This is a genomic window from Foliimonas ilicis (genome assembly GCF_039939195.1).
Lineage (GTDB): Bacteria > Pseudomonadota > Alphaproteobacteria > Rhizobiales > Rhizobiaceae > Foliimonas > Foliimonas ilicis.
In genome coordinates this window covers 282928-306047 of sequence record NZ_JBDUUH010000002.1, presented here as the reverse complement: position 1 = coordinate 306047, position 23120 = coordinate 282928, and the positions used below count along the sequence as shown (strand labels likewise).

20 protein-coding genes, 2 tRNA genes and 1 pseudogene are annotated in these 23120 nt (G+C 58.8%); 10 read left to right on the top strand and 13 right to left on the bottom strand.

The features are described from left to right. Positions 1–269 precede the first annotated feature (269 nt). Both lon and hupB read left to right on the top strand, forming a co-directional pair. Positions 270–2684, top strand: coding sequence for an endopeptidase La (gene lon / locus ABFT80_RS07025; protein ID WP_347971156.1), 2415 nt, complete (start codon positions 270–272; stop codon positions 2682–2684). A gap of 267 nt (positions 2685–2951) precedes the next feature. Next, positions 2952–3224: a DNA-binding protein HupB gene (hupB, locus tag ABFT80_RS07020; RefSeq protein WP_347971155.1), complete on the top strand. Its 273-nt coding sequence runs from the start codon at positions 2952–2954 to the stop codon at positions 3222–3224. A gap of 168 nt (positions 3225–3392) precedes the next feature. On the opposite strand, the gene ABFT80_RS07015 is transcribed toward hupB, so the two are convergent. Both ABFT80_RS07015 and ABFT80_RS07010 read right to left on the bottom strand, forming a co-directional pair. Further along, a complete protein-coding gene (locus ABFT80_RS07015; protein WP_347971154.1) occupies positions 3393–3812 on the bottom strand; it encodes a hypothetical protein in 420 nt (139 codons plus the stop codon). A 145-nt stretch (positions 3813–3957) separates the two neighbouring features. Further along, positions 3958–4033: transfer RNA gene (locus ABFT80_RS07010), tRNA-Val, on the bottom strand. 203 nt (positions 4034–4236) lie between these two features. Between ABFT80_RS07010 and ABFT80_RS07005 the strand changes: the two genes are divergently transcribed. From ABFT80_RS07005 to ABFT80_RS06995, 3 genes are all read left to right on the top strand, one after another. After that, positions 4237–4313 (top strand) — tRNA-Asp (locus ABFT80_RS07005). Positions 4314–4517: 204 nt separating this feature from the next. After that, complete coding sequence (locus ABFT80_RS07000; protein WP_347971153.1) at positions 4518–4673, top strand: DUF1127 domain-containing protein; 156 nt, start codon at positions 4518–4520, stop codon at positions 4671–4673. Positions 4674–4794: 121 nt separating this feature from the next. Continuing rightward, complete coding sequence (locus ABFT80_RS06995; protein ID WP_347971152.1) at positions 4795–5988, top strand: GGDEF domain-containing protein; 1194 nt, start codon at positions 4795–4797, stop codon at positions 5986–5988. Positions 5989–6366: 378 nt separating this feature from the next. On the opposite strand, the gene ABFT80_RS06985 is transcribed toward ABFT80_RS06995, so the two are convergent. From ABFT80_RS06985 to ABFT80_RS06975, 3 genes and pseudogenes are all read right to left on the bottom strand, one after another. Continuing rightward, positions 6367–6612 carry an Rv2175c family DNA-binding protein gene (locus ABFT80_RS06985; RefSeq protein ID WP_347971150.1) on the bottom strand — a complete coding sequence of 82 codons (246 nt, stop codon included), beginning with the start codon at positions 6610–6612 and terminating at the stop codon, positions 6367–6369. Positions 6613–6633: 21 nt separating this feature from the next. Further along, on the bottom strand, positions 6634–6777 hold the full coding sequence (locus tag ABFT80_RS06980) for a hypothetical protein (RefSeq protein WP_347971149.1): 144 nt from the start codon (positions 6775–6777) through the stop codon (positions 6634–6636). A 134-nt stretch (positions 6778–6911) separates the two neighbouring features. Beyond that, positions 6912–7169: pseudogene (locus ABFT80_RS06975) on the bottom strand (helix-turn-helix transcriptional regulator). Between the two features lie 258 nt (positions 7170–7427). Between ABFT80_RS06975 and ABFT80_RS06970 the strand changes: the two are divergent. From ABFT80_RS06970 to ABFT80_RS06950, 5 genes are all read left to right on the top strand, one after another. Then, complete coding sequence (locus ABFT80_RS06970) at positions 7428–8405, top strand: toll/interleukin-1 receptor domain-containing protein (RefSeq protein WP_347971148.1); 978 nt, start codon at positions 7428–7430, stop codon at positions 8403–8405. 766 nt (positions 8406–9171) lie between these two features. Beyond that, positions 9172–9783: a recombinase family protein gene (locus ABFT80_RS06965; RefSeq protein WP_347971147.1), complete on the top strand. Its 612-nt coding sequence runs from the start codon at positions 9172–9174 to the stop codon at positions 9781–9783. After that, the gene (locus ABFT80_RS06960) at positions 9761–10903 is read left to right on the top strand and encodes an AAA family ATPase (protein WP_347971146.1); all 1143 of its coding nucleotides are present in this window, start codon (positions 9761–9763) and stop codon (positions 10901–10903) included. Before ABFT80_RS06965 ends, ABFT80_RS06960 begins: the two co-directional genes overlap by 23 nt. 142 nt (positions 10904–11045) lie before the next feature. Beyond that, complete coding sequence (locus tag ABFT80_RS06955; RefSeq protein ID WP_347971145.1) at positions 11046–13472, top strand: S8 family peptidase; 2427 nt, start codon at positions 11046–11048, stop codon at positions 13470–13472. A gap of 69 nt (positions 13473–13541) precedes the next feature. After that, positions 13542–14012: a hypothetical protein gene (locus ABFT80_RS06950; RefSeq protein ID WP_347971144.1), complete on the top strand. Its 471-nt coding sequence runs from the start codon at positions 13542–13544 to the stop codon at positions 14010–14012. Positions 14013–14284: 272 nt separating this feature from the next. Here the strand turns inward: ABFT80_RS06950 and ABFT80_RS06945 are convergent, their stop codons facing one another. From ABFT80_RS06945 to ABFT80_RS06905, 8 genes are all read right to left on the bottom strand, one after another. After that, positions 14285–16285 carry a DEAD/DEAH box helicase gene (locus ABFT80_RS06945; protein ID WP_347971143.1) on the bottom strand — a complete coding sequence of 667 codons (2001 nt, stop codon included), beginning with the start codon at positions 16283–16285 and terminating at the stop codon, positions 14285–14287. Between the two features lie 713 nt (positions 16286–16998). Further along, the gene (locus ABFT80_RS06935; RefSeq protein ID WP_347971141.1) at positions 16999–17958 is read right to left on the bottom strand and encodes an SDR family NAD(P)-dependent oxidoreductase; all 960 of its coding nucleotides are present in this window, start codon (positions 17956–17958) and stop codon (positions 16999–17001) included. Between the two features lie 117 nt (positions 17959–18075). Continuing rightward, complete coding sequence (locus ABFT80_RS06930) at positions 18076–19035, bottom strand: LysR family transcriptional regulator (RefSeq protein WP_347971140.1); 960 nt, start codon at positions 19033–19035, stop codon at positions 18076–18078. A gap of 21 nt (positions 19036–19056) precedes the next feature. Continuing rightward, the gene (locus ABFT80_RS06925) at positions 19057–19419 is read right to left on the bottom strand and encodes a hypothetical protein (RefSeq protein WP_347971139.1); all 363 of its coding nucleotides are present in this window, start codon (positions 19417–19419) and stop codon (positions 19057–19059) included. Between the two features lie 80 nt (positions 19420–19499). Continuing rightward, positions 19500–20165 (bottom strand): class I SAM-dependent methyltransferase, encoded by a 666-nt coding sequence (locus ABFT80_RS06920; RefSeq protein ID WP_347971138.1) that lies wholly within the window; start codon positions 20163–20165, stop codon positions 19500–19502. After that, the gene (locus ABFT80_RS06915) at positions 20162–20800 is read right to left on the bottom strand and encodes a DedA family protein (protein ID WP_347971137.1); all 639 of its coding nucleotides are present in this window, start codon (positions 20798–20800) and stop codon (positions 20162–20164) included. Before ABFT80_RS06915 ends, ABFT80_RS06920 begins: the two co-directional genes overlap by 4 nt. Before the next feature lie 3 nt (positions 20801–20803). Then, positions 20804–21784, bottom strand: coding sequence for an SDR family oxidoreductase (locus tag ABFT80_RS06910; RefSeq protein WP_347971136.1), 981 nt, complete (start codon positions 21782–21784; stop codon positions 20804–20806). 163 nt (positions 21785–21947) lie between these two features. Then, positions 21948–22997, bottom strand: coding sequence for an aldo/keto reductase (locus ABFT80_RS06905; RefSeq protein WP_347971135.1), 1050 nt, complete (start codon positions 22995–22997; stop codon positions 21948–21950). Positions 22998–23120 lie beyond the last annotated feature (123 nt).

Here is a 23120-nt window from a genome sequence, read left to right as displayed (position 1 = left end):
AATGGGCTTGGATGCAACTGCGATTTGCGGCTGTCGCATCCTGCTTTCATCGGACAGGCCCATCCTCCGTAATGCGCATGCGGCTAAGCGGTTTGGCTCCAGCCCTTGATCTTTGTGCATTCAACATCCAACTAACGAATATCAGGTGTTGGGGCTCAATTCCGTGCTGAAGTAATACCGTCATAAACGGTGTAGGCGGAACGACCAACGACCGTTAATATGAGAGTCGCGGCTGGCCTATGTGTGGCCGCGAAATGAAAGGTTCGATTATGACCAAGATATCCAAAGCTTCCGGCGATGGGATTTTCGCAGTCCTCCCACTGCGTGACATAGTGGTCTTCCCACACATGATCGTGCCGCTCTTCGTAGGGCGCGAGAAATCGATCAAGGCTCTGGAAGAAGTCATGGGCGCGGAAAAGCAGATTCTGCTCGCGACCCAGATCAATGCAGCCGATGATGATCCGGCAGCAGACGCGATTTACGACATCGGCACGCTGGCCAATGTGCTTCAGCTTTTGAAACTGCCCGACGGCACCGTGAAGGTTCTCGTCGAAGGCACGTCGCGCGCCAAGATTTCCAGCTTCACCGACCGCACCGATTTCCATGAAGCCAGTGCCGATCTTCTGATCGAGCCGGAAGAAGAGGAAATCGAGATCGAGGCGTTGTCGCGCTCGGTGGTTTCCGATTTCGAAAACTACGTGAAGCTCAACAAGAAGATTTCGCCAGAAGTCGTCGGCGCTGCCGGCCAGATCGATGATTATTCGAAGCTGGCTGACACGGTCGCCTCGCATCTTGCGATCAAGATTCCCGAAAAGCAGGAAATGCTTGCGACCCTCTCCGTGAAGGAGCGGTTCGAAAAGGCCATGGGCTTCATGGAAGCCGAAATCTCGGTCCTGCAGGTCGAGAAGCGTATCCGCTCGCGCGTAAAGCGCCAGATGGAGAAGACGCAGCGCGAATATTACTTGAACGAGCAGATGAAGGCGATCCAGAAAGAACTCGGCGAAGGCGAAGACGGCCGCGACGAGGCAGCCGAACTGGAAGCGCGCATCAAGAAGACCAAGCTTTCCAAGGAAGCCCGCGAAAAGGCGGATGCGGAGCTCAAGAAGCTGCGCACCATGTCGCCAATGTCTGCGGAAGCGACCGTCGTGCGCAATTATCTCGACTGGCTGCTTTCCATTCCGTGGGGCCGCAATTCCAAGGTCAAGCAGGATCTGAACTTCTCGCAGGAAGTGCTCGATACCGATCACTTCGGCCTGGATAAGGTCAAGGAACGCATCGTCGAGTATCTCGCGGTTCAGAGCCGTCAGAAGAAGCTGAAAGGCCCGATCCTGTGCCTCGTCGGCCCTCCCGGCGTCGGCAAGACCTCGCTCGGCAAGTCGATCGCCAAGGCGACCGGACGCGAATTCATCCGCATGGCGCTTGGCGGCGTGCGTGACGAAGCCGAGATTCGTGGTCACCGCCGCACCTATATCGGCTCGATGCCCGGCAAGGTCATTCAGTCGATGAAGAAGGCAAAGAAATCCAACCCGCTCTTCCTGCTCGATGAAATCGACAAGATGGGCCAGGATTTCCGCGGCGATCCGTCTTCGGCTTTGCTGGAGGTGCTGGACCCTGAGCAGAACTCGTCCTTCATGGATCACTATCTCGAGGTCGAATACGATCTTTCGAGCGTGATGTTCGTGACGACGGCAAATACGCTGAACATCCCTGCGCCCTTGATGGACCGCATGGAGATCATCCGTATCGCCGGCTACACGGAAGACGAGAAGATCGAAATCGCCAAGCGCCATCTGCTTCCAAAGGCCATTCGCGACCATGCGTTGCAGCCCAAGGAATTCTCGGTGGCTGACGATGCGATCCGCGCGATCATCCAGACCTACACGCGGGAAGCCGGTGTGCGTAGCCTCGAACGCGAGCTGATGAAGCTTGCGCGCAAGGCGGTCACCGAAATCCTCAAGACCGGCAAGAAGTCGGTGAAGGTCACGGCGGAAAACCTGTCGGATTACCTCGGCGTTCTTCGCTACCGCTTCGGCCAGGCAGAAACGGACGATCAGGTCGGTGTGGTCACAGGCCTTGCCTGGACGGAAGTGGGCGGCGAATTGCTGACCATCGAAGGCGTCATGATGCCCGGCAAAGGCAAGATGACGGTGACGGGCAATCTGCGCGACGTGATGAAGGAATCGATTTCGGCCGCGGCGTCTTACGTCCGCAGCCGCGCCATCGATTTCGGGATCGAGCCGCCTCTGTTCGACAAGCGTGACATTCACGTTCACGTTCCGGAAGGTGCTACGCCCAAGGACGGTCCATCGGCTGGTGTCGGCATGGCGACTGCCATCGTCTCCGTGCTGACCGGTATTCCGGTTCGGGCCGATGTTGCGATGACTGGTGAAATCACGCTGCGGGGCAGGGTCCTGCCTATCGGCGGATTGAAGGAAAAGCTGCTCGCTGCTCTCCGCGGCGGTCTCAAGCGGGTGATTATACCCGAAGAGAACGTCAAGGATCTGGCCGAGATACCCGATAACGTGAAAAGCGGGATGGAGATCATTCCAGTCAGCTTCGTTGGCGAGGTTCTGAAGCACGCGCTGGTGCGCATGCCGGAGGCGATCGACTGGGTAGAACCGGTTGATGCAACGCCTGCAAAGGCTGACGCCAGCGACGATTCAGGCAAGTCGCTGGCCCATTAAAGGACGTGATTCGCGGCTGCAGCGCCCCCTTCTGGGGTGGCAGCCGGGGATTTATAGGGGCCTGCAAAGCAGGCTTTCCCGCCTCAATTCGCTTCAAAATCCAAAGCCGGGCTTCCAGCCCGGCTTTTTCATGTGAAAAAACCCGGATTTCCGCGGTTTTTCGGGCTTTTTGCGACTTTTGTGTCTTGGTTGCCGGAACACTTCTTTCTAAAGTCCGTTCTCTGCCGGTTGAGTCGTTATCCCGGTTCTCTGATGGAAGGAAATTTTATGAACAAGAACGAACTGATTTCTGCTGTTGCTGAATCTGCGAAACTTTCGAAGGCTGACGCGCAGTCCGCAGTCGACGCAGTTTTCTCGGTAATCACCGGTGAACTGAAGAGCGGCGGCGACGTTCGCCTCGTCGGTTTCGGCAACTTCTCCGTCTCGAAGCGCGCTGCTTCGACCGGCCGCAATCCTCAGACCGGTGCAGAGGTCCAGATTCCTGCCCGCACCGTTCCGAAGTTTTCGGCAGGCAAAGGCCTCAAGGACGCCGTCAACTGATCGGCAGACCTTACAAATTGAAAAAGCCGGGCATTGCCCGGCTTTTTTGTTTGTGCAGTTTTTAGAGCATCGGACCGAAAAGTGGTTACCGGTTTTCGGATTATTCCGATGCTCACTCAAAGTGTTAGATCGTCCTTTGTGCGTCCAATAGGACGCACGGCGATCTAGTCAGTAGAGAACCGGGCAATTGGGTGCCCGGCCGATCGAGACGATCACACGTTCACCATTGCGCGCGCGCCCACGCACTTCGATGCTGCGGCGGCCTGCGGATTCGATGCGCGCACGGCGCAGCCCCATCCGTTCTGCCTTCTCCAAAGCGCGACCTTCGCTGCACACGCGCGCTTCACGCCTGTCTCGGCGATCTTCACGTCTGTCGCGTCTGTCCTCGCGGCGATCATAACCGTCACGGCGATCACCGCAGCGTTCGTATCTCGGATCGCAGCGATCCCGCAGACGAATTGTCGGTCCATCGCGACCGCTAAGGTCCAGCCTCAACTCCTGAGCTGAAACCGGTGCAGTGCCTGCAGCGAACATTCCGCCTGCACCCATTAAGATAGATAGAGCACTGCTTATGATGAGCTTTCGCATCTGGAACTCCCTTGTTTCCACAATCTTAAACGCGGTTCGATGAAAGAAGTTCAAAGGCCGGCATTCAACGTGTGTTGCAAAGCATACAATCAGGTTGAAGACCTTTTCGTACGCTTCGCAAAATACTGAAATGCGGGGGGATACATGGTGGGCGATGACGGGCTCGAACCGCCGACATCTTCGGTGTAAACGAAGCGCTCTACCAACTGAGCTAATCGCCCGAACCGGCTGGACCTTTAAGGGGTTCGGCAGAAAGGCGCAAGGACAAAACGCCCATTTTCACACTGAAAGATACATATTGAATGCCGCATGTGAAAAAGGTTCGGCTAATCACAATATGGCGCTAAACCCCGCTTGACACTACCCGTCGAACCGCTTAATTCCACGCCAACAACGCAGACGGCATCGCCCAAGCGTTGGGTGCGCGGGTGTAGCTCAGTCGGTTAGAGTGCCGGCCTGTCACGCCGGAGGTCGCGGGTTCGAGCCCCGTCACTCGCGCCATTTCTTTTTCAAGGCCTTGTGCCTTATCTCCGAGAAATTGGATCACCATCGTTCTGCATTACCGTTGCAGAACGCCTCGTGGATTTGAAATTCACGAATTGTGCATTGCGGAAATCTCAATGCTGCAATGCAATATAATTCATTTTCAAAATGCAGGCTTGGGATATTCTTGTGTCAGGGAGGTATGGCACAAAGGGTAGTCTCATGGCCTTCGCAGTCGCTTTCCGCAAATTCCGCACTTACATGAACACCGTCGGCGCGCTTCGTAACTGCACCGACAAGCAGCTCGACGACATCGGCATCAGGCGCGAAGATATTCGCAAGGCTGCTCGCCGTTCTGTCGCAAACAGCTTTGGCTGATCGAAAAGACTGAAATTCGGGAATTCTCCCGAAAAGTAGTTCAACAATTAAACTTCCATTTAACGGCTTATTTCCCGTCGGACCCCTACGATACAATTTCTGGGCGAGGCGGGATTGCACGTTGGACGGCCATTTTTTCTTCTATCTTTTGAATCCCGCGGTGGGCTTGCTGTTGATGACGGCATTCCTGACCCTTTGGCATTTCCAAAGAGAACGGCGCTACATCGCCATCGCGGCTCTGGGTTATGGGTTTTCGGCTGCCGGTTTCCTGATTCAGGACGTTCTGCCCAATATAGAGGCGAGCCCGAACCGGACGATTTCGAATCTCTGCTTCCTGTTGGCCGCAAGCAGCCTGGCCGTCGCAATTCTGAGCAGATACGACCTTCCCACACCATTCAGATGGCTGGCGGGCATTCTGGCCGTCGGAATGGGGGTATTCTGCTGGTTTCTCTATGTGGATCCCGATCTGACCGTCAGGATCTATGCAATCAGCTTCACGCTCGGCACCGTGGCTTTGTTCGTGGCTGTGCGGCTCAAGACAGTCCAGAAGCCGCGCTTCATCGACAAGATCCTGTTTGCCGTCTGCATACTTTCAGCAGCCAATTTCATCCTGCGCCCGATAATCATTTTCTCCTATGTCGGCCATTTCGAGACATATGACGATTTCCAGCACTCGATTTACTGGACAACCGTCCAGGTCACGCAGACGCTGATTTCCGTCATGATCGCGTTCAATCTGATGGTGGCGGTGGCTCTCGACCACATGAGCGATCTTAAACAGGAATCGCAGATCGATCGGCTTTCGGGCCTTTTCAACAGGCGGGGTTTCGAAGAGCGGGCCGCAGAGGTGCTGGATGGCAGCGCGCGACATGTAAGACCGGTCGCAATGCTTCTGGCCGACCTCGACCGTTTCAAGCTCGTCAATGACACCTACGGCCATGCCGCCGGCGATCAGGTGATCGCTTCCTTCGGGAAGTTGCTGCGCGAATCGGCGTCCGGCGAAATGATTGCAGGACGCATCGGCGGCGAGGAGTTTGCAGTGCTGATGCCCGGTTCGAACACCGCATCTGCAAGACTGTTCGCAGAGGCGCTGCGCGTGTCGCTGAATGCCGCCGCGATTCCCGGATTGCCGGAAGACGTTCGCATCACCGCCAGCTTCGGCGTTTGCGCCTCCACATTCGGTGAGGATCTGTCTGTGCTTCTGCGTCAGGCTGACGCGGCAATGTATGGTGCGAAGCGAAAGGGCAGGGATCGGGTCAATGTTTCGGCGGGCAAACCCGTAGAAATCATATCGAACGCAATACGGCCCGTGTGAGATAAGCGGGCGCAGAACCGCACTTATGAAAGTCTGCAGGCTATAAATTTTCTTTTGAGATGAAAGTGGCTCGCCGGGGTCGACGAACCCACGAATTACGAATTCGCCATAGCACTACGACTGGCCACGCCACAACGGCAGCAAATGCGAAAACGTGACCGGGACCGCGAGGAAGCACTACGCCTTGCCGGCGGGCCGCCACCATCCCTTCGGGATCGCGCTGTGGCCCTGGCGCGAGAGCGGGGCGAGGTAAGGACCCGCGATCTCACGGACATTGGCATTCCGCGATGCTATCTCTCGAAGATGTGTGAGGAAGGCCTGCTCGCGAAAGTCGGTTACGGACGGTATCGCGCCGCTGTGTTGAAGGCGGCCTGAACTTCAGGCCGCGCCATGCTCGCCATAGGCTTGGGCCGCGTCGATGACCTCGCCGATCTGTCCATCGCGCAGGGCGTCGATCGGACGTCGGCCGCCGAGGCGGGCATCGCCCGTCAGCATGAAGTTGAGCCGCATCCAGGGCTCGTCGATCGCGAACGCCTGGACCACGGCGCTCATGCCGGGAAGCAATCCATCATTGGCGATTTGGAAGGCCGGATAGCCGCGCTCGCCATCGATATCGAGCCACAACAGCGACAGCGCTTTGAGGTCCTAGGTCGGGATGCCGACGCGCCTTGCGAATTCGTCCGGCGACAGGACGCCGCCTTGCATACGAAGCATGCTACGCTTCATGGCAGAGCCTCGCGTGAAAGACTCGGCGAGGATGGCCGTGGCGGCGATCGCTACTGCTTCCATGCCGGATCCTCCAGATATTGGCACCTGCCCATGGCCCGAACAGCAGCCTACAAAGGAAGGGGCGTTGGGGCCAGAGGTCGTTCGTGGGCACGCCGGTTCAGATGGCGTGCCCACGAACCTATCGCGCTGTTTCGTCAGCTGTCGCGCCGGTTCTCCGGGCTCGGCGTTGGGACGGCTCCATCATTCGGATCGAACGTCGAGCTCATGATCCCGCCGTCCGCCCATCGCTGGAGATCGGGGAGCATAGACGATCACACCGCCAGCTTTCGGTAGAGCGGTCCGGTGCCATAGGTACGGTGCTTTTCCAGCGTGCGCGGCGAAAGACCGAGAAAGCGCGCCGCTTCGGCTGTTCGCAGAAGGCGTGGCGGCAAGTTGATCGGTGATCGTGACATGATGGTCTCCTCTTGATCGCACGCAGAATGGCGTACGGAGGAGTGGTTGGCCCCGACTTGCCGACCGCCAAAGCGTCGCCTTGGGAGGATGTGCATTCCCCAAGCAAGAAAAGGCGAAGTATTCGGTGGATTTGCGCGCTCGACTCGCTCTGGCGCGGCGGGGGCATCTATGCGTCGGGCGTCAATTTCGATAGAACGGAATAACAACCTAAGAACATTTACGCCGTTGGTTGAAGTAAGGCGGCCCAGGGAGAGTTTATGGCGGCGAGCGTGTTCTTTTCTTACTCCCATGTGGATGAGGCGCTGCGGGATCAGGTCGAGACTCAGCTCGCCCTCCTGAAGCGTCAGGGAGTGATCGAGACCTGGCACGACAGGCGGATCGGCGCGGGTGAGGAGTTTGCCGGCGCCATCGAGCAGCATGTCGAAACCGACGACATCATTCTGCTTCTGGTCAGCGCCGACTTCATCGCCTCCGACTATTGCTATGACATCGAGATGAAGCGCGCGATGGAGCGGCACACGGCCGGAGAAGCGATCGTCATTCCGGTGATCCTGCGCGCATGCGACTGGCACGGGGCTCCGTTCGGAAAGCTCAATGCAACGCCGCCCAACGGCACGCCCATCACCCAGTATCCCGATCGCGATCAGGCGCTGCTCGAAGTCGCCAAGGCGGTTCGGGCAGCGGTGGCCCGGCTGACACCCAAGGCCTCTCCGTCGGTAGCAGCCAGATCCGTCGTCGCAGACCCTGATGAGCCACGCTCCTCTCTCCCGGCCGGCCCACGGTCCAGCAATCTCGCGCTCGCCAAGGCCTTCACCGAGCGGGACAAAGACCGCTTCAAGCGCGACAGCTTCGAATACATGGCGCGGTTCTTCGAGAATTCGCTCGGCGAGTTGGCCGCGAGAAACGACGGCATCGAGGGCGACTTTCGCCGCATCGACGCCGATCGCTTCGCGGCGGTCGTCTATAAGCAAGGGCAGGCGATATCCCGCTGCACCGTATTTCTAGGTGATCGCACCTTTGCCGGAGGCATCGCCTATTCAGCGTCAGAGACGTCCGCCAGCAACGGCTACAATGAGCTTCTGTCCGTTGAGGCGGACGACCAATCCATGTTTCTGCGCAGCATGGGCATGGCGGCGATGGGCGGAGGTCGAGACACTGCCAAGCTGACGCAAGAAGGCGCCGCCGAACTCTACTGGGGCATGCTCATCGATCGCCTTCAGCCGAGCCGGCGGTGAGAAGCTCCTCGTCACGGAAATGGGTCAAGTGGCGCGCAGTCGCGAAGGGTAGGGCGCCCGTAGAGGCGATAGGAGATTGATATGGCTATTGCCTGCCTTGGGTGGGGGTCGCTGATCTGGAAGCGCGGTAATTTGCCTGTTGGGGATTGGTACGGCGATGGGCCGTCACTGCCATTGGAGTTTGCTCGGCTGTCGCGCGACGGACGCGTCACTCTGGTGATCACGGACGCTGCTCCGAGCATTGAAGTGCTTTGGGCCGAGATATCTGCGCCAACTTTGGAGGATGGAATTGCGCTTCTGGCGGAGCGGGAAGGCTGTCCCGCTCACCGGATCGGTCACTGGCCGCGCAAAGAGGGCCGGTTGTCTAGCCACGAGAATGCGGTCGCTAGCTGGGCTCAGGCGAAAGGGTTAGCGGGAGTTGTTTGGACAGCCCTGCCTCCGAACTGGAGTAAAGTTGAAGGCTTGGTGCCTACCGTTGATCAAATATTGGCACATCTCGAAACGTTGGATGAAGCTGCTCACGGGGAGGCGCTCAGCTACATCTTCCAAGCACCATCGCAAATCCAGACACCCTTCCGACCGCACTTAGAACGTGTGCTCCGGCCTAGGAGCGGCTCTACGAATGAAGCACCTGACATATAGTCGGCCCACAGACTACGAGACGGCGCTACTCGTCCGGTGTTCTGTGGAAGCCGAAGTCAGACATTATTGTGGACCGTCGCGAAAGCCGTTGAAAAATCACTGTCGCGGAAACGATTCGCCTGCTATGTTTTTCAACATGCTGCTGGGTTATGCGAGAACATTGACCGATGAACAGGCCATGCGCCTGCAACTTGACGCTTTGGACGCGTCGGGTTGCGATCGCACGTTCTTAGAGCCGGTTTCGGGAGCGACGGCCGACCGCCCGGTGTTGGCGGAGTTGTTGAGCCAGGCGCGAGTGGGTGACACGCTGATTGTATGGCGGTTTGATCGACTTGCTCGATCGTTGCCGCATTTGATCGAGATCGTTGAGAGGTTGAAGGCCGAAGGGGTTGGGCTGAAAAGCTTGACCGAGGAGGTCGACACCACGACGTCCGATGGACGCATGATTTTCCATCTCTTCGCAGCTCTTGCGCAGTTCGAGCGCGACCTCGTTCGCGAGCGTACCCTCGCAGGACTTGCCGTGGCGAGGGCGCGGGGGCGAAAGGGCGGGCGGCCTCCAAAACTCAGCGCGGAAAAGCTGCAGGTCGCTCGGCGATTGCTAAAAGATCCGGAATCGACAGTGTCTGAGGTGGCCAGATCTCTCGGGGTGCACCGATCGACACTGCACAAAGCCTTGCAAGGAGCGGCGGCAAGCCAGGTAAACGGAGCGGGAAATGGACATGTTCGGGCAGGATAAAGCGCCCGGGTCGCAGAGTCCAAAAGTGGAACCAATGCCGGCAAGGCCGGTGAAGAAGAAGAAGCGGATGGCACGTAGTGATCTCCTAGTGGCATTAGTGAAGGCTGGCGCGACCGGCGATCGTCATCTAGCGCGTACGTCTGCTGAGGCTCTGATCGCTGACGAGAAGGCTAAGCAGCATAATGTACTTGCCGATCGTCTATCTGCTGCTCTCCGCACCAATTTGAATGGCAGCCACTCAACGCCGCATGCGTCGCCGGAGCCGGTTTCGCGTGGACCTTCCACCCGTGATCTCTTTGTCGACCGCGTTCCACAGCGTCGTCTCGCCGACTTGCTACTTCCCGCTGTGACTCGCGAGGCTTGCGAGGAACTCATTGAGGAGCAGCGTCGCGCTGACGTCCTTCGTTCGCACGGGCTCGAACCTCGACACCGTATTCTGCTCGCTGGTCCGCCGGGGAATGGAAAGACTTCGCTGGCCGAGGCAATTGCAGAGGCGTTGAGCGTGCCCCTCCTAACCGTGCGCTATGAGGCGGTGATCGGAAGCTTCCTCGGCGAGACCGCGGGTCGGTTGAGGCGTGTCTTTGATTTTGCAAGAACGACGCCTAGCGTGCTGTTCTTCGACGAGTTCGATGTTGTCGGTAAGGAGCGTGGCGACATCCACGAGACGGGCGAGATTAAGCGCGTTGTGAGTTCGCTGCTTCTCCAAATGGATGATTTGCCCAGTTGGACAATCATCGCCGCGGCGACGAACCATGCAGAGCTTTTGGATCGAGCCGCGTGGCGAAGGTTCCAGTTGCGGCTCGACCTGCCAGCCCCAGGTGAGCGACAGATCGCCAATTTCATCTCGGGCTATTTCCATACTCGGCCGCTCCCCGGCGACCTCGGGAGGTCGCCCGATCAGCTCGCCCGAGCACTCCGCGGGTCGAGCCTCGCCGAGGTGGAAGATTTCTGCACCAACATTCTCCGTCGATTCGTGTTGTCACTCGGCGAGGGCCGCCCAAGCGAAATCGTGGAGCGGGAGTTGAGAGTTTGGCGGTCCCGAGTGAGCGCCCCAGACAAGAAGAAGAGCGAGAAACGTGGCGGAGAGACCCCTTCTACAGATCCCGACACCCAGTCGTAACGAGCGCGAGAAAAAAGCGCCGGTACCCGTCGATCCCAACGCCAAGATTGTCAAGCCGGGGTTCGGGAGGCAGTCGGAGCGACTGGGACCGAAGTTCGATCGGCTGAGAAATGTCGCGGCACAGCCTGCTGCGCAGGCCTCCATGGCTTTGCGCGCCGATCCTGACGGAATCGCGCCGGAGCGCGCCCTTGTGTTCGAGGTCGCGGGGTCGCTGGGCGACTTCTACAGCCAGGTCGGCCGCATTCCGGGGCTAGAGTTTTTGCTGGAGGACGAAGCTGAAATCGAGCCAAGCGAAGACTTCTACGGTCTGCAGACAAAGAAGGGCGAGCAGGTCCGTAGCGGAAAGCCGATGGGTGGGCGGCTTTACATGGCGATGCCGGATGTTCGCGCTCTGAAGGAAATCCTCAGGCTATGGGATCTTTTCCGGCAGGGCCAAGCTATGCCTTGGGGATTCGCTCCTTGGGGCACGCTGTTCGATATGTTGAGCGATCTGCGGGCGTGGGGGCCGCAAGATCGGGTTCTGCCGGAGACGCTTGAATATTGGCGTGAGCGCATAGCTAAACGACCGGATGAGCCTGTCCGGTTTGAGGTCGAGATGTGGTTTCACGAGCGGCCCGAGCGGCGCGCGCGGGCTATTGGCGATGTTGAAGGACAGCTCGCTGCACTTGGCGGGCAGGTTGTCTCCTCAGCTTTAATCGAGCCGATTCGCTATCACGGCGTTCTCATCGACCTTCCACCGGATCGGGTGCGGGAGCTCATCGAGCACCCCGATGTGGCTCTCGCCCGACTGGATGACATTATGTATCTCCGGCCGCAATCGGTCGCCTCAATCGCTGAGCCTGAGGAGGCCGGCGAGGTGGGAGCGGCCACTGCGGCTGCCGCGCCGGCAGGTGATGCAATCGCCGCGCTGTTAGATGGGGTTCCGGTCGCTAACCACCAGCGGCTGGTTGGGCGACTGATCTTGGATGATCCGGACGACTTCGCTGCGCGGACGCCCACCGCCAAGCGCTCGCATGGTACGAGCATGGCCTCGCTGATTGTGCACGGCGACTTGCAAGCTGGAGACGAGCCACTGGCTCGGCCACTCTACGTCCGGCCGGTTATGATTTACGACGCCGCAAGCGACGCGGAATCAACACCGCCAGACCGGCTTCCGCTCGACGTTGTATACTTGTCAGTTCGACGTCTGTTGGAGGACGACGGCAGCGAGCCAGCATCCGCGCCCACGGTCGTGGTCATCAACCTTTCGCTCGGCGATCTTAACCGACCGTATGCCGGCCGGATAAGCCCTTGGGCCCGGCTCATGGATTGGTTGTCCTTCCGATATCGAGTCCTCTTTCTGATCAGCGCTGGCAACGTCCGGCGCTGGCTGCCAGTTCGTAATTTCGCTACAACCGCCGCGTGGGCAGCGGCAACTCCGGAACAGCGCGAGGCTGCTGTAATCACGGCGCTCAACTCCGAGAAGGCGACGAGGTCACTTCTGTCGCCTGCCGAAGGACTTAATGCGATCGCCGTCGGTGCCTGGCATGCTGACGAATTCGCCGCTGCTCCCGAACCCTTTCACTTAAAAGATCCGTTCCCTGATGGAGGTATGCCCAACGTCAGCTCAGGGGTCGGGCTGGGTTTTCGGCAGACCGTCAAGCCTGACCTTTTGTTCGATGGTGGACGCGAACTGGTGCGGGCCTCAGAGGATGAGGGCCATGTATGGCTAGCGGTTGATGCAGGCGGTAGTTATGCTGGACAAATGTCGGCGGCACCCGATGCCGGCGCTACGGGCAGGCTAGATTTCCAGCGCAGAACGGTCGGCTCAAGCAACGCGACAGCTCTCATGACTAGGTCGGCTGTGCGCATCTACGATTCGCTCATCGAGGCTGGCTACGACATTCCACGCACGCATGCGGCAGTGTTGTTGAAAGCATTGCTGGTACATGGAGCGAGCTGGGGTGAGGCGGGAAGCAAGTTGGAGGAGGCATTTGGTCCCGCTGGTAAGGACTGGCAGCGCCATCGGGACAACATATCTCGGTTCCTTGGTTACGGCCGTCCTCAGATCGACCGCGTGCTCGACTGCGCGGCGGAGCGAGCCACGCTCTTCGCGTATGGTGACATCGAGCAAGACACTCAGGATGAGTTCGATATCCCATTGCCACCTTCGATCGAGGGCTCGACCCAGTTGCGGCGGCTGACCATGACGACGGCTTGGCTAACACCTGTAAATGCACGGCATCAGCAGTACCGCTCCGCTACACTCGAACTTCTGCCCGCAGGCGACAAGAGCTTTTCCCTGGCGGTCCAGCGCATGTCCGGACAGCCGACCCACGTTGCGATCAATCGAGGGACGCTCTCCCACTGCGTTTTCGAAGGGGAGAGCGCTGTCGCATTCTTGGACGGCGGCTTTTTGAAACTCCGTGTCGCTTGCCGGGCTCAGGCCGGAGCACTAGACGAGCGTGTTCCGTATGCTGTGGCGATCAGCATCGAGACGGGCATCGGCTCGGGCATAGCTGTCTATGAAGAGGTGCGTGCGGCGGTTCAGCCGGGGGTGCGTGCTACTGCTGGCCCCAGTCGGGTCTGATCCCTCAAGGTAATATAATTTATGTCTTCAAAGGGAGCTGTGTTCGACGCGGGGAGCTAAGGTCGGTCTATGGAAAGCCATAACTTTGAGCGCCTCAAGGCGCACATTCTTCCGCTTTCGGTCTCGCGGGTGTTTGACGTCGCCAGGTCGGAATGGTTCCTCGAAGCGATCGAAATCAGTGATGAATTCGATAACTGTCCGTGCGGACAAGAGATCAAGGAGCACTGCTACATCCGCAACCGGCTGAACGGGAATGCAACGTACGTCGGCAACGTATGCATCAACCGTTTCATCCAGATCGATACCGGCAACCTCTTCGACGGCCTAAAGCGCATCGCTGCCGACATCAGCGCTAACGCCAACCACGATCTAATCGAACACGCGTGGCGCAGCGGCTACTTGTTCGGCGAAAAGGAATATACCTTCCTCAAGCAGACGGTGCTGAAGCGCAAGCTCTCCCAGGCTCAGACGGCGTGGAAAGAGAAGATCAATCGACGGATTTTGGCCAAGACTAAAGTTCGGCACAGAACGCAACGTTGAGCTAGAGGCGATTTATGGTGCCCGTGCCCGATCATTGCTGAACTTGCACGACGACCTCAATCGCCAACAGGTCGCTCTTCGTCTTTTCCAGTATCTCTTTCGTGCAGGCGATGCAGAAGATTGGGTAGGCAGTGAAGCCGCTCTTCTGCTTCGGGATTTGGAAACAAACCGCCGCTGTCGGAATTCGCACTTTGCAGCGGTCGCAGTTCGTAGCCTTGCCACAGGTGTGCAAGACTGGCGATCCTGTTGACATCGAAAGGAGCGAAGGTGTTTTACCCTTTGGCTTTGGCACCCAGAATCCCCTTATACCTCTTCGTCAGCAGGTTGAGAATCTCTTCAAGGCTTTTTATCGCCCCTTCGAACTCCTCAGTTGACCAGTCCTTACGCTGCTTTTGATTATTCTTTTTCAACTCTTTGTTGATGAGCGTGACAGCCGCGACGAAATTGTTTGTAGCTGGAATCCCGCTATTTATGATTTCCCGACCAGCGCGGTTAATGCCCAGTCTGTTTACGAGCAGGTTCGCAGCGCGGTTGACCTCTTCATTGAGGCCCTTCCTGCGCATCTCCCATTCGCGGATTGGTAGCTTCTGATACGGCTGCGCAGCCCTCGATGTCGTCTGGGCGGTGGAACGCGCAAGCACGATGGCCTCGGCCTGATCGGGGTCCAGCCCCAATCGCTCGAGGTTTTCACGCAATTCTCTGATGATGTCTTCCTGTTCGGCGGAGGTGAATTGCTCTTCGATTAATGAGTCGACGATCTCGTAGTTGACCACGACCTGTTCGGACAGTTTCATTCGAGCCTCGCCGGACTTAACTTCTGCTGCCGGTTCAGGCTCCTTGCCTCCGATGACATCTTCCCAGAATTTCTGGTCATCGCTTTCAAACAGCTTGAATTCACGCAGTCGTTCATCGAGGTTCATGCCGGCGTGGGTGACGACGTGGCCGTAGTTGTCCGGGTGCCCGGGGCTGTTCTGCACGATCACACGCAGGATTCGCCCGACAAACTGGATGTATGGCGCCAAAGTCCGGAAAGGGCGGAAGATCGCTGCGACGCTCAGTTTGGGATGGTCAAAACCTTCACCAAGCATCTGCACCTGGACGATGCAGTCAAGTTCGCCGCTTGTCAGCCGGCGTTTGACGTCGACCTTCTTATCCTCGTCCATCTCACTGTAAATGAGGTCTGCCTTGAATCCCCGCGCCTCGTACATTGCGGTGATTCTACGGGCGTGGTTGACGCTGCAGGCGACGGCGATCAGTTGGTGCGCCGTGCCGGTCTCTCTCAGCAATTCCAGCTTTTCAAGACTGTTATCGACGATGGTCTGGTTGCAAGGATCGGAAAGCGCAATCCCTCGGCTGAACCAGTCCTTATCTTTCATCGCGAGCACATCGTCCAACGTGTAGACTTTGGTCTCACCCTTTGCAGTGAACTCCAGTTCCGTCGGTGCAGCATAACTTGCGGTAATGCGCTTAATATAGCCCTTGAACGTGGCCTTCTTGAATGGGTATCGGTAGACGAGGTCCCCGTCGATTTCCTGACCGTCGCCACGGAAAGGCGTTGCGGTCATGTTTATCACGCGCGCCTGATCGAAGTGCTCAAGGACCTTCTTCCAGCTTTCGGCGGGCGAATGGTGAGCCTCATCCACGATGATGAGGTCAATAAAGTCCTTGGGGAACTTGTGGAGCCATTTTTCAGTGTTGGTGGCGAGCTGCTGGACGTTCGATACGATGAAGTGGGATTTCTCGCAAACCGACAGGTTTCCAGTGTCCAGCGTTGTCGCGAATGGGCCGCCGATCATGGCTTCATCGGTAAGGATGTTCCGTTTCCGCCAGAAGCACTTTTGCCGGTTGGTGACGTCCAAAGCCTCGAAGAGGCCTTCCTTGATGGTGAGGTTCGGCGCGACGACCAGCACGCGTCCTTTTGCGATTCCGAACGGCGCGATCGCCGCAATGCCTGATTTCCCGCAGCCTACGGGAATCTGAATTATCGCCGTTTTACCGCCCGCTTTGAAGTATTCGTACAGAATCTGGTAAGCTTCGACCTGAGGCTCCCGCAGCTGAAGGTTTTCCTCGATATGAGCCGGCGTCTTTAGGAAGTACTGCTCAAGCGGGATATTGGATCGGACCCAAGCATCCAGATCGGTTTTGCTGAACAGCCATTTACTGCCGACCTTGTTTGACGGGAGGGTTCCCTCTCGTGCCAGGTCGTATAGGGCGGTCTTACCAAGCTGCAGGTAACGCGACGCGTCCTCTATCGTCATCCATTCGTCGGCCATGATGGAACTCCTATTTATCGAAACGTATCATACGATGCCATATGATACAAGAGAGGCTGGTTTCTGCAGAGTGGTGGACGTGTGCCGCAAGCGGCCTCGGGACGGCAGGTTTAAGGAGAGTGACCGGTGAGGGCAGGGGCGGGGCGGTCGACTCACTGACGGTCATTCGCCAAGCCGAAACTCGCCGCCGATTGCCTGTCTTTCTTCGCTAGAAGCGCCAATTCCGCGACTGACGGTCTGCAGGGATTGGCGGTGGGCGTCCCGACGCATATTCTACGTCTGTTTCGAGCTCGGCTCAAAATGCACGCTGGCTAAACCAGTGGCATTTTCGTCGAACGTGAGTAGCGAAAAATCGCACGTTGGCGCGCAATATCGCGCCATGGCGTAGGAAAAGCGTGGCTCGCCCGGGTCGACGAACCTACGAATTACGAATTCGCCATAGCACTACGACTGGTCACGCCACAACGGCCGCAAATGCGAAAACGTGACCGGGACCGCGCAGAAGCGCTACGCCTTGCCGGCGGACCGCCACCATCCCTTCGGGATCGCGCCGTTGCTTTGGCGCGCGAGCGAGGCGAGGTAAGGACCGGTGATCTCACGGACATCGGCATTCCGCGATGCTATCTCTCGAAGATGTGTGAGGAAGGACTGCTCGTAAAAGTTGGTTACGGACGGTACCGCGCCGCGCTGCCGAAGGCAGCTTGATTCTCAGCTCAGGCTTCTTTTTGTTGATGCGGACTGAGTTCGACGAGAGCTTCAGAGTCCGACCAGAGCTTCCGTGCGCGTCTTATATCGTGGGACATGGCCGACGAGCGGGCTTCAATCAACCGGCCGTTCCTCGACTGAACGTATTTACCGGAGGCACTTGAGAAAGAGGGATCAATGGCGACCCGGGCTAGCGCGTCACCCGAAAACGCGATGCTTCCCATCGTGACGCCTAAGGCTCTCAACGCCGCCTTTACCGGGGCGGTTCGCATTAACCACTGGGCAGCTGCCGGTGCCGATCTTATGAGCGACGTCTCCACAATCAGGCCTGGATCGAAGGCAATGGACTGGAGCGACGAGCCGCTCGCCCGCAGCCGACGGTCCAGTTCATAAGCGTAGAGCATGGTGCAGAGCTTGGAGGTGGCATAGCGCTTGCCGCCCGAGATAGGCTTCCCTCCCTTTCCTTGATGGGCCAGGCTGAAGGCATCCGGCTCCACGGCAGCACCGACCATTTTGCCGTCCATCGTGTCGGGATCGTGTGTCCCACTTGCGGTGAAAACGATGCGCCCGCCATCCTGCATGTTGGCGAGCAACAGATTCAGCAGGAGGAAATGCCCGAGGCAATTGGTCGCGAACGTGTTTTCATAGCCGTCCACGCTGAACTCGATCTGTCCCATGAACTGTGCGCCGGCGTTGAGCATAAGCACCTGCAGGGGCGAAACGTCGTCATTGCGGACCAGAGTCTGGATTGCTGCAGCAGCCTCTCGGACGGATACTAGCGAGGACACGTCGAGAATTACCGTTTTGAGCGTGGTGCGGTATCGCGCCCGCAGATCGCTAGCGGCGGACTCGACTTCCTCCCGGTTTCGGCCCGCAATGATGATGTCGAAGTCGCCCTGTTCGGCGATTTTACGGGTGGCTTCCAAGCCAAGCCCCTTATGGCCGCCGGTGATCAGTACAGTCGGCATTTTCGGTTCCTTTGTGGGCGGTATCGACAATGCGGTTTGGTTCAACAGGCATTGCTTTGCGATGCCGAGCGACCAAGACGGGAAGGTGAGCGACGATCGAACCTCGCTTGCGTTGGGCTATAACTCCGCAGGGTCATTGCCCTGCGCTCGCGATAACACTGTCGTCGGAACGGGAGCTGGCGCCCTCCGCATGCGTCGACTGAGATCGATAAGGCGGGTCAGCGCCGGATTTCGATTGTGAGCGGCCCAGAGGGCGCTCATCGGGATATGGTCGTCAGGACCCTCGACCGGCCGGAAAACTACGCCAGGAAACACGGTGCTGATTGTCGGACTGCTCGTTAGCGTGAGGCCGAAACCCTTCGCGACGAGGTTTATGAGGTTTTCGCGACCGACATGATGAACCTGGATATACGGACGAAAGCCGACGTCTGCGAGTTGCTTTACCAGATAGTCTTCGACCGTCGGTCCGGAACCGCTCGCGCTGACAATGAAACGCTCCCGCTTGATGTCATCCCACGGAATGACATCGATTCCCGCCAAGGGATGGTCAGCGGGTAGTACGAGAAAGATCCTCTCCATGCACAGTAAGAGAGTAATGCACCCGTTTGCCTCCGGGTTGCCCGGGATAAACGCGGCATCCAGATGCCCTTTCAGCACGGCGGCGATGTGGGCGCGTGGTGTGTCTTCCACAAATCGCAGTTCGATATTTGGATAATGGGCGCGGAAGGCTGTGACGAGTTCACTAAGGAAACCACCTGATATTGATGAGAGGAAGCCGACGCGAATTGCGCCGCGATCGCCTTGTGGCCCGCGCGAAAGCTCTTGGACTGCTCGTTCTACTATCTCGGCGCCGGCTGCGGCATCCCGAAGAAAATGCTGACCGGCCTCCGTGGGTCTCACTCCAGTCGGATGCCTTTCAAAGATCGGTGTGCCCAACCGGCTTTCCAGAAGCTGAACCCGGCGACTGATCGTGGACTGTGATATGTCCAGTGCCGCAGCAGCGCGACGGAAGCTGCCTTGTTCCGCGGCGATGATTGCGTATCGCAAGAAGCGGAGATCGAGGGAGAGGTCAGGCATACGCCGCCCTCCGTTCAGACCTCATCGCCCGAAGAGGATCGCGGCGATAAGAAGAGCCGCGAAAAGTCCGGCGTTCAGTTTCGGTTCCCAGTATCCCATGAAGGCGAAGGTGATAGCGAGCCAGCCCGCTGCTGCTGCCAAGCATAGCGCGACCACGGGGGGCTCTCCGAGAAAACGGGGCTGCCGCCAGGCAATCCAGAGGCATATCAGTCCGAACAGCACCTGCCCGAGGGCAAACGCCGAGTTCAAGCCGTAATACAGCGTGGTTTCGACATTGGGTGGGCGCTTGCCCCGCAGATACTGCGATACGACGTCGACCAGAAAATGGGCGACGCCAGTGAAAGTCAGCCAGCCGAACGCACCGTAGGCTAGATAGGTATGCATATGAGCTCCTCAAATAAGCGGCTCTGGGCCAAGCGACCCCTTTTTGCTTCAGCGGATGATCACAGATGGTCCGGTTGCGCCTATTGATCATTGGACGGCCGCCCGGGGGCCGATGGCCATTCGTCGGCGGGCGACATTTGTAAACGAAGCATTTGGGCTGACGCGCGTCGCGGCGTGCGGCGGCGAATTCGATAGACGGCAGCGGGGGGGATGTTTGCGAAGGTATGTCCGACGTGGGTAGCCTTCAGGCCCATCCGGTCGAGCAAGGACCGTGGTATCGGGCATCGTGGACCATAGGTGAACTGGTAGAATGCTCCCTCGGGGTGCAGATGCCCGAACGCGCCGTCGAGAATTGCGATGACTTTCCGCGCCGGCATCGAGAGAACCGGAAGGCCGCTGAGCACCGCGCCCGCCAGGGTGCGATCGAAGAGTTTGATGTGCCGCAGCTTGGCGGCGTCCATCTGCATCGTTCTCGCACTGGGAAAGCGAACTCTAAGCTTGGCAGCGAAGTCCGAGCCGCATTCGATGAGGACGAGGTTCGGTTCCGCCACGCCTCGCTGGATGAGGGCGTGCGTGAATACGCCCGTTCCGGGACCAAGCTCGATGACTGGCCCCGTGTCAGCCGAGATCTCGGCGGTCATTAATGCGGACAGCGCGCGTCCGGACGGCGTTACGGCCGCGACGCGCAGCGGCTCCGCCAGCCACGCGCGAAAGAAGTGGAAGGCTTCAGCGGTCTTGTTAGTCATGACCGGTTCTCCCGCACGACTTCGCGCGCCGGGCAACGAGCTGCCCATCGCCAGGCCAGCGCCAGCAGCACCTCGGTTGCGATGAGGAGGACCAACACCTTGATCGCCAAAGTTGATGCGTTCAGCCCCGGAGCTGCCAGCACGGCATAGTGCCCGACGGCGATGAACAGCCCATTCCAGAGGGCGATGCCCAGCACGGTTCCACTGGCAAATCGTCGGAAATCCGCGTGAACGAGCCCAGCGACCAATGGCGCTATCAGGCGCACTGTCGGGATAAGTTGTGAGATGAAGATTAGGGTTCGCTCGCGCGACCGGAACGATGCCAGCGTTCTGTCGATCCGCGCCGGCGATAGCCCCAGCAACCGACCAAGCCGGTACAAGAGCCGGACGGATTTATCCTGCCCCATGGCCCGAACGAGCAGGTAGAAGGCGAGGCCTCCGCAAAAGCTGCCGGCTGTCGTTACGGCGATCGCAACAGGAACGGACCAGGCGTTGTCGACAGCAGCAATGCCGATGGCGACCAGGACGCCGTAGGATGGTAGAGCAGGAACGAAGCGCTCCGCCAGTCCTATGGCGAACAGGCCGAGCACGCCGTATGCCGCGATCCAGTCGATGAGGCTTCCGAGCGGGTCCACGGATTAAACCTCGCGATTGGCGGCGGGCGCATCCGGAGTGATGGTGGTTGGCAGAGGCTTGTCGGCGAATTTGACGCCTGCCAGTTCCTCGGACACGTCCCAAAGCCGACTGGCGACATGGTCCTCCAAGGCTTGCTGAGGAATTTTCGCTTCAGATGGGTATCCGCGCGTTTCGCCGAGTTTGTTAGGGCCGTAGTACCCGCCTTTACGGGCATCAGGAGATGTTGCCGCGAACAAGGTCGGGAGGGCGCCTTGCGCCGCAGGTTGAAACAAGAACCAAAGCATCGAGCGAAGGAGACCCTGGGCACTGCGGCGACCCGGCGCATTGTGCAGAAGTTCCGTCCGCGAGACACCGGGATGGGCAGCAATACTCGCGATGCCCCAGCCGGCGGCGTCGCTCCGGCGCTGCAGCTCGAGTGCGAACATCAGGCAGGCCAGCTTGGACTGGCCGTAAACCGGCATCGGCTTGTATTCTCGCTCGGCCTGCAGGTCATTGAAGTTTATCGCGACGCCGTTGCCGCGAACGGCGATGCTCGAAAGGGTGACGACGCGAGGCATTGTTCCGCGCATGAGGAGCGGCAGAAGATGTGCTGTCAGGGCAAAGTGGCCCAGATAGTTGGTTCCGAACTGCAGTTCGAACCCGTCAGCAGTAGTCTTCCGTGTTGGTGGCGTCATTACGCCCGCATTGTTGATCAGGACGTCGACCTTCTCACGGATAGCGGCAACGCGTGTGCCGAATGCCGCGATTGAGCTCAGGTCTCCCAGATCTACCGGCTCAAAGGACACGGTGGCGGCTGGCACATCCTGTTTGATCCGCCTGATTGCCTCGGCCCCCTTCACGGGGTTTCTACCGGCGATGATCACATCGCCACCGGCCCTGGCAAGCGCGAGTGCGTCTTCGAAGCCGAGACCGCCAGTGCCGGTGACGACGATCGTACGACCCCGCTGGGACGGAATGTTCTGTGTGTTCCAATTTTTAGGCATCGAAGGTCCTTTCGTTTGGTTGGGCCGCGAGCCCAGGTGAGGCCACCGAGGACGCTCCTCGGTCGAGGGTCGCCTTCGGTGGCCTTGGAGGCCGCCGCTTCATTGGGGGCGTGCGGCGTCCTCCATCGGATCTGAGGGAATGGGGGAGTACCCAGATCCGATCTCAGTCGGTGGTGACCGGAGCTGCGACCAGCGGCGGCCTCGGTGGTACCTCGCGCACGCGCTGCATCCAGGCCGGATATTCCGGCGCAATCCCGCTGACGGCGTTGAGCGCGGCGAGGTCGTCCGCAGTAAGCATCACCTCGGTCGCACCGACGTTGTCGTCGAGCTGATCGATACGTTTGGCGCCGATGATCACGCTCGTGACGTGCGGCTGGTGAAGCAGCCAGGCGAGTGCGATCTGCGCGACACTGACGCTCCTGTCGGCTGCGATCCTTTCCATGACATCGATCACGTCGTAGGCGCGATCCATCGCGACGGGCGGGAAGTCGAAGGTCGTGCGTCGGCTGCCGTCTTGGGCTTGCTTGTCGCGCCCGAACTTGCCGCTGAGCAAGCCGCCGGCCAGCGGGCTCCATACCAAGAGACCAAGCTTCTCGGCCTTGATGAGCGGAACAATCTCGCGTTCGAGATCACGGCCCACGAGCGTGTAGTAATTCTGCGTCGTCGCGATCTTCGCCAGGTTCAGGCGTTCGCTGTGCCCGATCGCGCGGGCCATCTGCCAGGCCGACCAGTTGGACACGCCGACATAGCGGACCAGACCCTGGCTCACGAGCGTGTCGAGCGCGGCAAGGCTCTCCTCGATCGGCGTCACGGTGTCGATGTTGTGGAGCTGATAGAGATCGATGTGGTCGACCTGGAGGCGCTTCAGGCTCGCCTTCACGCTGTCGAGGATATGCCCGCGCGAATTGCCCGCGTCGTTTGGGCTCGCCCCGACCGGACCGTTCACCTTCGTGGCGATCACAACGTCTTCGCGGCGAACGCCTAGATTCTTCAGTGACTGGCCAACGATTTCCTCCGACGCGCCGTTGGAATAGATGTCGGCGGTATCGATGAAGTTGACGCCGTGTTCGAATGCGCGCGCAATAAGAGCTTGCGCGTCCTCCTGCTGAACATTGCCCATGTTCGCCCAGACACCTTTGCCCCCGAACGTCATCGAACCGAGGCAGAGTTCCGATACGAACAGGCCGGTGTTGCCGAGTGTCTTGTATTTCATGATGCAGTCCTTTCTAAAGATGACGCAAAGCTTGGGGTCACTCGTTTGCCTTGACGGCCAATCCTTGGTCCAGCCACCTGTGATCTCGATGCTTCCAAGAGCAGCGGCTGAGGCCCACACCCC